The organism is Streptomyces sp. NPDC043853 (assembly GCF_056436025.1).
In genome coordinates this window covers 1,059,756-1,072,105 of sequence record NZ_JBWKDJ010000001.1, presented here as the reverse complement: position 1 = coordinate 1,072,105, position 12,350 = coordinate 1,059,756, and the positions used below count along the sequence as shown (strand labels likewise).

Genomic DNA, 12,350 nt, shown 5'->3' with positions numbered 1-12,350 from the left:
GGAGGGTGGGAAGCCGAGCCGTACGTCAGCCGTTGTGCCGGAAGCCCTTGCCCGTGCGGTCGAGAGGGTCGGGCGACAGGCCGAGGAAGCGGTCGCGGAGGGCGACCCAGGCGGTGAGCCGGGTGAAGTCGGGGGTGGACAGGTCCTCGGACGTCTGCGCCTCGCGGATCACCCGCTAGTACATCAGCAGCACGTCGGCGTCGTCGGCCGGGTCGTACTCGTAGTGCGGGCCCCAGTCCAGGTGCCGGGGCAGGACCACAAGGCCGTCCACCGGCCCGCTCAGCTCCCCGAGCGAGTCCGGCAGGGTGTAGGGCCGGAGCTGTGCGTACCTGCTGCTCATGCTCATCAGCATGCCCGATACCGAGGCCCCGCGATACGCATACCTGCGATGGTGGCGCTCGCGGGAGCCTGCCGAGGCACGGCGTGTGACCGGTCGCCTTCGTGTTCCGAGTCGCCTGGTCTTGGAGGATCGCCTCCATGAAGGTCCTGGCGAACAAGATCCCGGCTGTTGCTGGACGGGTGGGGCGGCTCCTCCAGAGAGGTGGAGTGGCCGTCTCGGCGGGGTCTGGTGGTGGGCGCAGGAGCCTCGGTCGCGTCCGGGCCGATCTCCAGACCGACCTCTCGGGAGGCCCTTCTCTCGGCGACTCACTGGCTTCCCGGACGCACGGGTGCTGAAGGGACGGCGCGAGGCGTTACCGTTCGGCCCTCGCTGGGCTCCTTTCGCTGGCCCGGACACAGGCAGGAAGCGTCAGCGCGCTCCACATCCCGCCCACTCTGCACGTAACGCACACCGGAGGCCTGTCCAATTTGCGCCATGCAGGGCGCTGACCTGCGGGTTCCTTTCACATGCTTTTGCTAGATCTTTCTCCGATGACGTACCACGTGGAGTGCGTGGCGATCCTGGAGCCGATCCGCGAAGACGCCTGACCTGAGGGTTCTTCGGGTGCGTGATGCGTGTGTACGTGTCCCCCTCGTCCGCCGGTGTCAGGCGCTTGAGTTGGGCGGGGGTGCCGCGGCCTGGCGGGAGGCGGGGGTGTATCGGTCGTCGGGGCGGCGGGGCCAGGTGTCGGGCGTAAGACTTCCGTCATGGGTGGGCCTGTGGCCCGTGCGGTTCTGCATGGCGTTCAATGCGCTCAGAGCACGGACGAAGGAGCAGGTCGTGGGACGTTGGGGCGGGCGGCGCGGGCCGCTGGTGGCCGGAACGGTTGCGTTGGCGGCGGTGCTGGTTGCGGTGGGGCTGTACTGGTTCCAGCCGTGGAAGCTGTGGCAGGACCAGGCGGTCAGCGAGGCACTGCCCGGCGCGGGACCGGCCGCGTCGGTGCCGGGCCCGGTGGGGAGCGCGCCTCCGGCCGCCGACCGACTGCATACCGTCTCCCAGGGACGTCTGATCAGTCACGAGCACAGCACCACCGGCACGGTGAAGGTCGTCCGGCTGGCCGACGGCTCGCACGTCCTGCGGCTGGAGGGGCTGGACACGAGCAACGGGCCGGACCTGCGCGTCTGGCTGACCGACGCCCCGGTGAAGGAGGGCGTGGAAGGGTGGCGCGTCTTCGACGACGGCAAACACGTCAGCCTGGGCAAGCTCAAGGGCAACAAGGGTGATCAGAACTACTCGATCCCGGCGGACGTGAAGCCCTCCGAGTACTCCAGCGTCACGATCTGGTGCGACCGCTTCGACGTCTCCTTCGGCGCCGCTGCCCTGACCGCGGCCTGAGACCCCGTCCGGCGGTGGTCCTCCCGCCGGACGGTGACGGAGCGAGCCGTACGGCCCGGTGCGCGGACGACCGCCGCCGGGCCGTACGGGCACCGGCCGGCTCGTGTGCGATCCGGGGGCGGCCGCGGCCCATCCGTACGACGCCGACGCCGTCGCGGACCCCCGACCCCGATGCCGGTGCCGGGGGTCCGGGTGTTCCTCAGGCCTCCGTGGCCGCGGCCAGCGGCAGGGTCACCTCGAAGCGGCAGCCGCCGGGCACGTTGCGTACCCGCGCCTGTCCGGCGTGGGCCTCGACGATGCCGCGTACGATCGCCAGTCCCAGCCCCGCGCCGACCGGCGGCGTACGGGCCGGGTTGCCGCGCCAGCCGGTGTCGAAGACCCTCGGCAGGTCTTCCGCCGGGATCCCGCCGCAGCCGTCCGTGACGGACAGCACTGCGGTGTCCGCCCCCTGGTCCACGGCCACGGCCACGGTGCCGTCGGCCGGGGTGTGGCGGATGGCGTTGGCGAGGAGGTTGGCCAGGACCCGGGTCATCTCCTTGCCGTCCACGTCGACGGGTGCGTGGGCGACGTCCTCGCCCCGCAGGAGCACACCGCGCTCCCGGGCCAGCGGATCGGCGCCCAGCAGGGCATCGGCCGCCAGGTCCCGCAAGGAGATCCGGCTGGGGGTCAGTTCCAGTGCGCCGGCGTTGATGCGGGAGAGCTCGAAGAGGTCGCCGACCATGGTGTCGAGGCGCTCGACCTCCGTGCGGATCTGCCGGTGGTAGCGGGAGGGATCCGCGGCCACACCGTCCTCCAGAGCCTCGGCCATGGCCCGCAGCCCGGCGAGCGGGGTGCGCAGGTCGTGTGAGATCCAGGCCACCAGCTCGCGGCGCGAGCTCTCCAGAGCCCGTTCGCGTTCCCGTGAAGCGGCGAGCTTGGCGCTGGTGGCGGCCAGTTCCCGGCTGAGTTCGGCCAGTTCCGCGGTGGCCCTGGCCGGCGGGGCGGCGAAGTTGCCGTCCTCGCCGAAGTCCCGGGCGGCCCGCGCGAGGTCCCGGCTCCGGGCGACGACCCAGCGGCCCAGCAGCAGGGCGGTGCCCAGGGAGACGGCGCCGGCCATGGCCACGACGAGGGTGACGACGGTCAGGTCGTGAGGCGACAGGAACATCGCCCACGCCACGGCCAGGGTGCCGGAGAGCATGGCGGTGACCGTGACCACGGCGACGACGGCCAGGGACACGATGAGCGACCGGTACCTCAGCAGGCGGAGTGCCAGGGCCCCGAGTGCGCCCGCGCAGGCCGCCCCGCCGAGGGCGAACAGGGCGATCAGCAGGACGTCCTTCACCGCACGGCCTCCTCGGCGGGCACGTCGAAGCGGTAGCCGATGCCCCAGACGGTCTGGATGAGGCGTGGCGCCGCCGGATCGTCCTCGATCTTGGCGCGCAGCCGCCGCACGTGGACCGTGACGGTGGACAGGTCCCCGAAGTCCCAGCCCCACACGTCCCGCATCAGCTCCTCCCGGCTGTGCGGCCGCCCGGGTCGGGTGAGGAAATGTGCCAGCAGGTCGAACTCCCGCAGGGTGAGCATGAGGGCCTCGCCGTCCTTGGTGGCCCGGCGGGTCTCCGGATCCAACCGGATGCCGGCCCCGCGCAGCACCGTCGGCTCGTGTTCCGCCGCCGCTGTCGCCGTGCGGCTGCGGCGCAGTACGGACTCGACGCGCAGGACGAGTTCGCGCGGGCTGAACGGCTTGGTGACGTAGTCGTCCGCGCCCACCTCCAGGCCCGTGATCCGGTCGTCCTCGTCCCCCCGCGCCGTCAGCATGATCACCGGCACGGGGCGGTCGGCGCGCAGGCGGCGGCACACCTCCAAGCCGTCGATGCCCGGCAGCATCAGGTCGAGGACGACCAGGTCGGGCCATTGCCCGGCGGCCCGTTCCAGGGCGGTGGGGCCGTCGACGGCGTGGTCGACGGTGTGGCCGGCCCGGGTCAGGTATCCGGTGACGACTTCGGCGACGGTCGGATCGTCGTCGACGACGAGGATCCGGGCAGGCGGCATCGGCGTACTCATGCCGCCCAGCCTCGCACGCGAGGTCTGCGGCTGTCCGGGCAGGCGGGGCGGCGACGGTGGAGGGGGAGCGACGGGGGCATGGCTTCTCCGGTCCCGGGTGGAACGTGATGCGTGCGGCGGGTGGCCGTCGGCCTGTCGGTCTGCCATCATGAACGAAACGGAACCTTGTTCCATATATGGTGCGGAATGCCGGTCCGTTTGCGGGGTCGGTCATGGAAGGAGGGCTGCGGTGAACGACGGCAGTCAGAGCCCGGGAAGCTCGGCCAAGTCCCCCCGCAAGGACGCCCGCCGCAACCAGCAGGCCCTGCTGGACGCGGCCGCCGCGGTCTTCGTGACCTCGGGTGTGGAGGCTCCGGTACGCGATATCGCGGCCGAGGCCGGTGTCGGGGTGGCCACGATCTACCGCCACTTCCCCACCCGCGCGGACCTCGTCGTCGCCGTGTACCGCCACCAGATCGACGCCTGTGCCGAAGCGGGCCCCGCCCTGCTGGCGGCCGGTCCCACTCCCCACGCCGCCCTGGGGCGGTGGGTCCACCTCTTCGTCGACTTCCTGGTCACCAAACACGGCCTGGCCGCCGCGATGCAGGGGGACGCCGCGGGCTTCGAAACGCTGCACGCCCACTTCCTCGACCGGCTCCTGCCGGTGTGCGCCCAGCTCCTCGACGCCGCGACCGCCTCCGGCGAGATCCGCTCCGGCCCGGACGCCTACCACCTCATGCGCGGCATCGGGAACCTCTGCATCGGCGCCGAGAACGATCCCCGCTACGACGCCCGCCCGCTGGTCGATCTCCTCGTCGCCGGCCTGCGCCAACCGAGCTGACCGCGCGCTCGCGGAGGACGGGCGTCGGCGCGAACGGCCCGTGTGCGGAGGGGGACATCCGCCCGGCAGGACCTCAGTCGCTCCCGAGGACGTTGTCGAGGTGGGACGAGAGCGCGGACCGCAGGCCTTGGGGCGTCATCCCCCGGTCGTCGATCAGGTGCTGGATCAGGTCGGCGCGGATGGCGGCCAGCAGCGCGTGGGCCGTGAAGTCGCTGTCGTGGACGCCGGGTACCCGGTCCAGTGCCGTACGGAGGGTGTCGTGCCACCATCCGTAGTGCTCGGCCCGGTACGGGCTGCTGAGGCCGGCTTCCTCGGCCGCCGACATCAGGTGCCGGTTCTCGATCTTGAAGCGGAGCGCGGTGTCGAGGAGGTCCAGCACCCGTTGGCGCGGTGTGGAGCCGGCCGTTTCCCGGGCGTCCTGAACGGCGTGCCGCAGGGGTTCGAGCCGGGTGGCGATCACTGCGCCGATCAGGCCGGCCCGGTCGCCGAAGCGGCGGAAGAGGGTGCCTTTGCCCACGCCCGCGGCCGTGGCGATGTCGTCCATGGACACGCTGTGCGGGCTGTCGCTGGCGGCGAAGAGGGCGTCGGCGGCAGCCAGGACGGCCTCTCGGTTGCGCAGGGCGTCCGCGCGTTCGGTCCGCCGGGTCACTGGACCTCCTCGGTTCTTTCTCCTGTCGGGGGTGTGGCGCCCGACGGGTCGGAGCCTGTCGTCGAGCCAGTCGAAGATACGCGCCGCCGCCGGGCGGAGGGCCACCCGGGTGCCGGTGCGCGTCGGCGCCCTCCTCCGCGGCCGAGGTCAGGACGGATCGTCGTGGAACCGGGACGGATCGTCGTGGAAGCAGGACGGATCGTCGTGGAACACCGGCTGCTTCATCGGACCTCCCGTTCGACGAAGCTGCGCAGCGTGCCCGCGGGGCGGCCGGTGAGGCGCTGGACGGTGTCGGTGACGCGGTCCTCCGCGCCGCCGGCGATGGCACGGTCCATGCCGGCCAGCATGGTGGCGAACTGCAGCGGTATCTCGGCTGCCCACCGGTCGCGCAGCTCCTCGAAGGTCAGGTGCCGGTGCTCGACGGGCCGGCCCGTGACCTCGGTGATGATCGCGGCGACATCGTCGTAGCTCAGTGCCTCGGGCCCGGTCAGAATGAGATCGGTGTCGGGGGCCTGCTCGTCGGTCAGGGCGCGTACGGCGACGGCGGCGATGTCGGCGGCGTCGACGAACCCGACCCGGCCGTTCCCCGTGGCCGTCCGGATGGCGCCCTCCTCGCGGATGCTGCGCGCGTGGGGGGCGTGGCCGGCGAAGTTCTGCATGAACCAGGAGGGCCGCAGCACCGCCCACTCCTCGAACAGGCCGGGCAGTTCCCCGTGGACCTGTCCGACCGCGGGACCGCCCGCGGGGATCGCCGAGGAGCTGAGCAGCACGGCGCGGCGCACACCCGCCGCGCGCGCCTGCCGCAGGAAGGGCAGCATGACCGCGGCCGGGTCGGAGGAGCCGATGGGCGGGACGAGGTAGGCGCGGTCGACGCCGGCGAGGGCACCGGCCCAGGTCGCGGACTCGTTCCAGTCGAAGCGGACGGCCTCCGCCCCGTCGACCGGGGTGCCCTTCCGGCCGGCGGCCCTGACGCGGCGGCCCTCGGCGGCCAGTCGGGCGGTGACGCGGCTGCCGGTGGTGCCGGTGGCCCCGATGACCAGGGTGGCGTCGGCGGTGTTCATCGGTTCCCTCCCACGAAGTCGGCGCCGGGCTGTGCCACGGCGAGAGGGTTCCAGTAGTCGCGGTAGGAGGTGATGAGTCCGTCCCTGACCGTGACCACGGCGATGTAGGTCATGCCGAAGGGGCTGTCGGTCTCCACCAGGCGGCCGACGCCGCGCATCTCCACCACGATCGTTTCGGGGGCGGTCGTCTGGTGGACCGTCACGTCGGGGAAGTCGTGCAGGTCGATGTGGTCGGGGTAGTGGCGCATGTACGCGCCCACCGCGGCCTTGCCCTCCAGCTTCTCGGGCCAGCCCCCGGGCGCGAACGGGAACTCGAGGACACCGTCCTCGTCCCACAGGTCCACCCAGCCCGGGATGTCCTTCTCCAACAGCAGTCGCAAGCCGTGGTGGTACAGGTCGGCGGCGGTCATCTGCACGGTCATGGTCGGGACTCCCCCTCTTCTCGCATCATCTCGAAGACGCGGCGGCTCCGGCGGGCGGGGAACGACTTCTCGTCACCCGGCGTGCGACATCAGCCGCGGAGGAACCGCACGAGAACATAAACGGACCGGCGGTCCGTATGTGTCGAAGATACGGACCGCCGGTCCGGTTGGCAAGGGGCCCCGCCTGCCGGGGCAGCCCGTGCCCTGCCGAGAGCGCGGTGGGCAGTGTTTCCGGCGAGGCTCCGCTCAGGCCGGCGGGGGCGGGGGCACGGGCCTGGTCCGCGGCTCCTCGCAGAGGTCGAGCAGGGCGGCGGTACAGGTGTCGCGGGCCAGCGGGACCTTGAAGGCGTTGTCGGGGACCGTGCGGGCAGCGGAGAGTTCCGCCAGTACGGCAGCGGTGAAGCGGTCCGCGGTCGGTGGGGCGCCGCGCAGGGCGGCTTCCGCCCGGGTGGCGCGCCACGGCTTGGTCGCCAGTCCTCCGAAGGCGATGCGGGTGTCCCTGACGGTGTCGCCGTCCAGGTCGACCGCCGCCGCGACGGACACCAGGCTGAAGGCGAACGAGGCCCGGTCGCCGACCTTGCGGTAGCAGGAGCGGGCCGCCATCGGGAGGGTGGGCAGCTCCACTGCCGTGATGAGGTCTCCGTGTTCGAGGACGGTGTCGCGTTCCGGGTGGTCCCCGGGGAGGCGGTGGAAGGCGGTGGCGGGGATGCGGCGGGGGCCGGTGGGGCCCAGCACGCAGACGACGGCGTCCATGGCGGACAGCGCGACCGCCAGATCGGACGGGTGCACCGCCCTGCAGGAGTCCGAGGCGCCGAGGACGGCGTTGTGCTCGGCCCGGCCCTCCGCGGCGGCACAGCCGGAGCCGGGTTCCCTCTTGTTGCACGGTGTGTCCGGGTTCTGGAAGTAGAGGCACCGCGTGCGCTGCATCAGGTTCCCCGCCAGGGTGGCCATGTTGCGCAGCTGTGGTGAGGCGCCGGCCAGCAGCGCTTGGGAGACCACCGGGTAGCGGGTGCGCACCGCGGGGTGGGCGGCGAGATCGGAGTTCCGGACGGTCGCTCCCATGCGCAGTCCGCCGTCGGGGAGTTCCTCGACCGTGTCCAGGGGCAGTGCGGTCACGTCCACCAGGAGGGACGGCCCGGCGATGCCCAGTTTGAGGTGGTCGAAGAGGTTCGTGCCGCCGGCCACGTATGCCGCCCCCGGGTGCCCCGCGACCAGTGCGACGGCTTCGGGGGCGGTTGCCGGGCGCCGGTAGGCGAACGGTTTCATCGCCCTGCTCGTCCAGTCCCTGCCGGAGGCCCGCCGGCCGCGTCCACGAGGTGGCGCACGCTGAGCGGCAGGCTGCGGATCCGGTGGCCGGTGGCGTGGTGGACGGCGTTGGCCACGGCCGCGGCCGTTCCGACGATGCCGATCTCCCCCACGCCTTTGGCGCCCATGGGGCTCGTGCGGATATCCTCTTCGTCGATGCAGACGGCCTCGATCTCGGGAACGTCGGCGAACGTCGCGATGTGGTAGGCGGCGAGATCGCGGCTGAGGAAGTGCCCGTACGTCCGGTCCACGGCGCCCTCCTCGCACAGGGCCATCGAGATGCCCATGACCATGCCGCCGACCAGCTGCGACCGTACGGTGGTGGGATTGATCACCCGGCCCACGGCGAAGACCCCCAGCATGCGCGACACGCGGATCTCCCTGGTGGCCTTGTCCACGCTCACCTGGGCGAATTGCGCACCGAACGCGTGCTGGGCGAAAGCGCGCGGCGGGGCGAGTTCCGCCAGGGTGTCGGAGGAGGCCTGAAGGCCTTCGGCGGGCAGGAGGCCGCCACTCCGGCCGATCTCGGCGCGCAGGGCTTCGCAGGCGCGCACCACCGCCGTCCCCCAGGAGGTCGTTCCGCTGGACCGCCCGGCCCAACTCGCCGCCGGGAAGGCGCTGTCGCCCACTTCCACGGTGACGCGGTCCAGGTCGGCGCGGAGGGCGTCGGCGGCGATCTGGGCGAGGGCGGTGCGCGCCCCGGTGCCGATGTCCGCGGCCGCAATCCGCACGGTGTAGCGGCCGTGGCCGTCGGCGCGGGCGGTTGCCCGGGAGGGGAACCGGTACTGCGGAATGGTCGACGAGGCGACGCCCATGCCCACGAGCCGGCGACCGTCGCCGTGCTCCGCGCGAAGTCGGTCCCGTTCGGCCCAGCCGAACCGCTCCGCCCCCAGGCGCAGGCAGGCGGCGAGGTTCCGGGAGCTGAAGGGCCGGCCGCTGTGGGGCTCGGTCGCGGTGTCGTTCCGCAGGCGCAGTTCCACCGGGTCGACGGCACACGCCACGGCGAGTTCGTCCATGGCCGACTCCAGCGCGAACATCCCCGGGCATTCGCCGGGTGCGCGCATCCAGGTCGGGGACGGGACGTGCAGCCTCGCCCGCCAGTGCCTGGTCTCGCGGTTCGGCGCCGCGTACATGGTGCGGGTCGGCGCGGCCGAGTACTCGGAGAAGTCCCTCGTCAGGGACGTCTGTTCGAACGACACGTGGGAGACGGCCAGCAGGCGCCCGTCCGCCTCGGCACCCAGCCGGATCCGCTGGACGGTCGGGGTCCGGTATCCGGCGACGACGCTGAGCTGCTCCCGGGTGAGGGCGGTCCTGACCGGCCGGCCGACGACGAGTGCGGCCACGGCGGCGAGGACGAGCTGGGCCCTCGGCGCGGCCTTCGAGCCGAACCCTCCCCCCACGTGGTGGGCCACGACCCGCACCCGGCCGGGGGCGATGCCGAAGAGGTGCGCGAGGATGTCGCGGGTTCCCGAGGGCCCTTGCGTGGTGTCGTAGACGGTCAGTTCGCCCTCGTGCCAGTACGCGACCGTCCCGTGCGGTTCGAGCGCGTGGTGGTGGTAGAGGGGCGTGGTGTACGTGGCCTCGATCCGCACCGGAGCGCGCGTCAGCGCCGACTCCACGTCGCCGTGGGTGCAGTCGGTGGGAAACCACGGCCCGTGGTCGGGCGGCCGGTGCAACCCGGAGCAGGCGGTGTCCAGGCTGACCCGGTGCGCGCCGGCGCCGACCGCGTAGTCGACACCCACCGTTGCCGCTGCTTCGCGGGCGATCTGCGGGGACTCGGCCACGACCGCGGCGACGAACTGGCCCCGATACGTCACGGCGGCGGACTGGAACACGGACAGGTCGGCATCGCCGGTCCGGTACAGACGGGGGCAGTTGCCGCAGTGGAGCACGGCCAGCACGCCGGGCCGGGCGAGGGCGATCTCGGGGTGAACGGCCAGGACCCGTCCGTGAGTGACCGTCGACGGGACCGCGGCGACGTGGGCGACCTGCGGCAGCGCCAGGTCGCCGGTGTAGCGGGCGGTACCCGTGACCTTCTCCCGGGCCTCGCGCCGTGGAACGGATGCGCCGACGGCCCGGTGCACCAGAACCCCCGTGGCGCGCGTGCCGGGCGGCCCGTGGGTCACGATGCCGCTTCCATGACGGCTGCCACGATGTTCTGGTAGGCGCCGCAACGGCACAGGTTTCCGCTCATGCGCTCACGGACCTCTTCCTCGGTCAGAGCCGGAGCAGCCGGGGAACGTCCGGAAACGGAGCTGGGCCAACCCCTGGACATCTCGTCGAGCATTCCGACCGCGGAGCACAATTGCCCGGGGGTGCAGAAACCGCACTGGAAGGCGTCGCGGTTCACGAACGCGCGCTGCAGCGGATGGAGGTCCGTCCCGCCGAGTCCTTCCACCGTCAGGACCGGCGCGTCACCGCAGGCCACGGCGAGTGTCAGGCAACTGTAGGCGCGTCGGCCGTCCACCAGCACGGTGCAGCAGCCGCAATGGCCCCGGTCGCACCCGGATTTCGGTCCCGTCAGATCGAGGGAATCGCGCAGGACGTCGAGGAGGGACATCCGGGTGTCGATGGTGAGGTGGCGCACGCGTCCATTGACGTCCAGCGCGATGTTCGCGCGGACCGGCGAGCCGCTGTCGGCCGCATCGGGCGTCTGTGCTCTTTTCATGGGGAACTCCCATTCAAGCAAGCCGCGTCGTCAGCAATCATCGGCTCGGTGACGGGCCCCCGCAACTCATCGGAGGGGCCGCCGCGGCATGCCGCAAAGGCGCGGATTCCCTCCTTGTGTGCTGCGGTCCCGCCGTCAGTGGGCGTCGCCGTGGTCACCGTGGCCACCCGTGCCGGTGCCGGTGCTAGTGCCGGTGGCTTCGGGTGCGGGGGCGGCAGGGGCGCCAGGGGCGCCGGGGGCCGTCGGCACGGTGAAGGCGGCCGTACGGACCGTGCCCTGGTGCTTGAAGTCGAGGAAGAGGCGGTAGGTGCCGGGGGTGGGGGCGGTGGCGGAGAAGGAGACGGCGGGGCCGGGGGTGGTGGCCGCGTCGCCGGGGGTGCCTTCGGGGTGGACGTGGAGGTAGGCGAGGTCTCCGGCGCGGAGTGCGACGAGGTGGCCGTAGGAGCCGAGGTAGGGCTCCAGGTCCGTGACCGGGCGGCCGTTCCTGGACACGGTGAGGGTCAGCCCGGCGGTGCGGCCCGGGGTGAGGCCGCCGGAGAGGGTGACGGTGTAGCCGTCGTCCGTTTGCGCGGTGGGGCCGGGGGCGGGCAGGTCGCGGGGCTCGTAGGGGCCCGCGACGGCCAGGTCCGCACCGAGGGTGAGGGCGCCGGCGCCCTCGGCGGCCGGGGTGAAGTCGGCGAAGACGCGGTGGTCGCCGGCCGCGGGCAGGTCGATCGGGGTGCTCCAGGTGCCGTCGGCGGCACGGGTGGGGTGCACGTGCCGGAAGGTGTTCAGGTCGCGTGAGGCGACGATCAGGTGCAGTTCCTTGTCGTGGCTGGTGCGGTAGGCGGTCACCGGCTTGCCCGCCGCGTCCTTGATCGTGAAGCGCAGGGGTTCCTCCCGGCCGGCGGTCAGGCGCGCGGTTTGGAGGGCGAGGGTGTAGCCGTCCTGGGAGACCTGGAGGCCGGCGGGGGCCGGTGTGCCGGGGCGGGCGGCGGCGGGGGTGTTCTCCGCGTGTGCGGCGTGTGCGGCGTGTGCGGTGTGGCGGGGGGCCGTGCCGCCCGTGACGGGTGCGGCCACCGATCCGAGGGCGTACGAGCCGGTGAAGGCCGCCGCGAGGGCCGCGCCGAAGAGGCTGATCTTGGCTGCCGTGTTCATGGTCGTCTCCCTGTTTCCGTCTGTCCCTGATGCCGTCTTGCGTGTTCACAATACCCCTGGGGGGTACCCAGTCAAGCGGTGCTCAGGACTTGCCATCGATACGGGGTGGGGGTATACATGAACCAGCGCCACGACATACCCCCCAGGGGTACCAAGTGAAATCGCCCCGAAATCCGAGACCTGCAATCCGCAATCCGCAATCCGCAACCCGAGACTCCGGAGAACGCCATGTCCTCGTCGTCGTCCTCGTCCTGCTGCTCCCCGAACCACACCTGCTCCACCGGCACCGCGCAGACCGCCGTCGCCGTGGAGGGGTTCCGTACCGTCTACGCGGTCGCAGGCATGACCTGCGGACACTGCAAGGCCACGCTCACCCGGGAGATCGGTGCGCTGGAGGGCGTCACGCGGGTCGAGGTGGACCTGGACGCCGGGCAGGTCACCGTGATCAGTGCCGGTCCGCTCGACGACTCCGTGATCGCCGGTGTCGTCGACGAGGCCGGATACGAGGTCACCGGCCGCGTCGCGGACTGA

At 72.3% G+C, this 12,350-nt stretch carries 14 protein-coding genes; 3 read left to right on the top strand and 11 right to left on the bottom strand.

The window, feature by feature from the left end:
• Nucleotides 1-25 precede the first annotated feature (25 nt).
• A complete protein-coding gene (locus tag AC067U_RS04525; protein WP_478828103.1) occupies nt 26-172 on the bottom strand; it encodes a hypothetical protein in 147 nt (48 codons plus the stop codon).
• 3 nt (nt 173-175) lie between these two features.
• Nucleotides 176-340 carry a hypothetical protein gene (locus AC067U_RS04520; protein ID WP_478828102.1) on the bottom strand — a complete coding sequence of 55 codons (165 nt, stop codon included), beginning with the start codon at nt 338-340 and terminating at the stop codon, nt 176-178.
• An 819-nt stretch (nt 341-1,159) separates the two neighbouring features.
• Here AC067U_RS04520 and AC067U_RS04515 point away from each other — a divergent pair.
• Nucleotides 1,160-1,714, top strand: coding sequence for a DM13 domain-containing protein (locus tag AC067U_RS04515; RefSeq protein WP_478828101.1), 555 nt, complete (start codon nt 1,160-1,162; stop codon nt 1,712-1,714).
• A 199-nt stretch (nt 1,715-1,913) separates the two neighbouring features.
• Here the strand turns inward: AC067U_RS04515 and AC067U_RS04510 are convergent, their stop codons facing one another.
• On the bottom strand, nt 1,914-3,035 hold the full coding sequence (locus AC067U_RS04510; RefSeq protein ID WP_478828100.1) for a sensor histidine kinase: 1,122 nt from the start codon (nt 3,033-3,035) through the stop codon (nt 1,914-1,916).
• Nucleotides 3,032-3,757: a response regulator transcription factor gene (locus tag AC067U_RS04505; RefSeq protein ID WP_478828099.1), complete on the bottom strand. Its 726-nt coding sequence runs from the start codon at nt 3,755-3,757 to the stop codon at nt 3,032-3,034. The genes AC067U_RS04510 and AC067U_RS04505 overlap by 4 nt, the downstream gene beginning before the upstream one ends.
• Nucleotides 3,758-3,986: 229 nt before the next feature.
• Here AC067U_RS04505 and AC067U_RS04500 point away from each other — a divergent pair, with 229 nt between their 5' ends.
• On the top strand, nt 3,987-4,577 hold the full coding sequence (locus tag AC067U_RS04500) for a TetR/AcrR family transcriptional regulator (protein WP_478828098.1): 591 nt from the start codon (nt 3,987-3,989) through the stop codon (nt 4,575-4,577).
• A gap of 73 nt (nt 4,578-4,650) precedes the next feature.
• On the opposite strand, the gene AC067U_RS04495 is transcribed toward AC067U_RS04500, so the two are convergent.
• From AC067U_RS04495 to AC067U_RS04465, 7 genes are all read right to left on the bottom strand, one after another.
• A complete protein-coding gene (locus AC067U_RS04495; protein WP_478828097.1) occupies nt 4,651-5,226 on the bottom strand; it encodes a TetR/AcrR family transcriptional regulator in 576 nt (191 codons plus the stop codon).
• Between the two features lie 221 nt (nt 5,227-5,447).
• Nucleotides 5,448-6,287 carry an NmrA family NAD(P)-binding protein gene (locus tag AC067U_RS04490; RefSeq protein WP_478828096.1) on the bottom strand — a complete coding sequence of 280 codons (840 nt, stop codon included), beginning with the start codon at nt 6,285-6,287 and terminating at the stop codon, nt 5,448-5,450.
• On the bottom strand, nt 6,284-6,709 hold the full coding sequence (locus tag AC067U_RS04485) for a nuclear transport factor 2 family protein (protein WP_478828095.1): 426 nt from the start codon (nt 6,707-6,709) through the stop codon (nt 6,284-6,286). Before AC067U_RS04485 ends, AC067U_RS04490 begins: the two co-directional genes overlap by 4 nt.
• 246 nt (nt 6,710-6,955) lie before the next feature.
• Nucleotides 6,956-7,975: an FAD binding domain-containing protein gene (locus tag AC067U_RS04480; RefSeq protein ID WP_478828094.1), complete on the bottom strand. Its 1,020-nt coding sequence runs from the start codon at nt 7,973-7,975 to the stop codon at nt 6,956-6,958.
• Nucleotides 7,972-10,140: a xanthine dehydrogenase family protein molybdopterin-binding subunit gene (locus AC067U_RS04475; protein WP_478828093.1), complete on the bottom strand. Its 2,169-nt coding sequence runs from the start codon at nt 10,138-10,140 to the stop codon at nt 7,972-7,974. Before AC067U_RS04475 ends, AC067U_RS04480 begins: the two co-directional genes overlap by 4 nt.
• Nucleotides 10,137-10,682, bottom strand: coding sequence for a 2Fe-2S iron-sulfur cluster-binding protein (locus AC067U_RS04470; protein WP_478828289.1), 546 nt, complete (start codon nt 10,680-10,682; stop codon nt 10,137-10,139). The genes AC067U_RS04475 and AC067U_RS04470 overlap by 4 nt, the downstream gene beginning before the upstream one ends.
• 135 nt (nt 10,683-10,817) lie before the next feature.
• Nucleotides 10,818-11,819, bottom strand: coding sequence for a hypothetical protein (locus AC067U_RS04465; protein WP_478828092.1), 1,002 nt, complete (start codon nt 11,817-11,819; stop codon nt 10,818-10,820).
• A 228-nt stretch (nt 11,820-12,047) separates the two neighbouring features.
• Between AC067U_RS04465 and AC067U_RS04460 the strand changes: the two genes are divergently transcribed.
• Nucleotides 12,048-12,350 (top strand): heavy-metal-associated domain-containing protein, encoded by a 303-nt coding sequence (locus AC067U_RS04460; protein WP_478828091.1) that lies wholly within the window; start codon nt 12,048-12,050, stop codon nt 12,348-12,350.

What these genes read in the sequence shown, in the direction of transcription:
- AC067U_RS04520 (WP_478828102.1), bottom strand. Translation starts at nt 340, where the DNA reads ATGAGCAGCAGGTACGCACAGCTCCGGCCCTACACCCTGCCGGACTCG.
- AC067U_RS04505 (WP_478828099.1), bottom strand. Translation starts at nt 3,757, where the DNA reads ATGAGTACGCCGATGCCGCCTGCCCGGATCCTCGTCGTCGACGACGAT.
- AC067U_RS04490 (WP_478828096.1), bottom strand. Translation starts at nt 6,287, where the DNA reads ATGAACACCGCCGACGCCACCCTGGTCATCGGGGCCACCGGCACCACC.
- AC067U_RS04485 (WP_478828095.1), bottom strand. Translation starts at nt 6,709, where the DNA reads ATGACCGTGCAGATGACCGCCGCCGACCTGTACCACCACGGCTTGCGA.
- AC067U_RS04480 (WP_478828094.1), bottom strand. Translation starts at nt 7,975, where the DNA reads ATGAAACCGTTCGCCTACCGGCGCCCGGCAACCGCCCCCGAAGCCGTC.
- AC067U_RS04470 (WP_478828289.1), bottom strand. Translation starts at nt 10,682, where the DNA reads ATGAAAAGAGCACAGACGCCCGATGCGGCCGACAGCGGCTCGCCGGTC.
- AC067U_RS04465 (WP_478828092.1), bottom strand. Translation starts at nt 11,819, where the DNA reads ATGAACACGGCAGCCAAGATCAGCCTCTTCGGCGCGGCCCTCGCGGCG.
- AC067U_RS04460 (WP_478828091.1), top strand. Translation starts at nt 12,048, where the DNA reads ATGTCCTCGTCGTCGTCCTCGTCCTGCTGCTCCCCGAACCACACCTGC.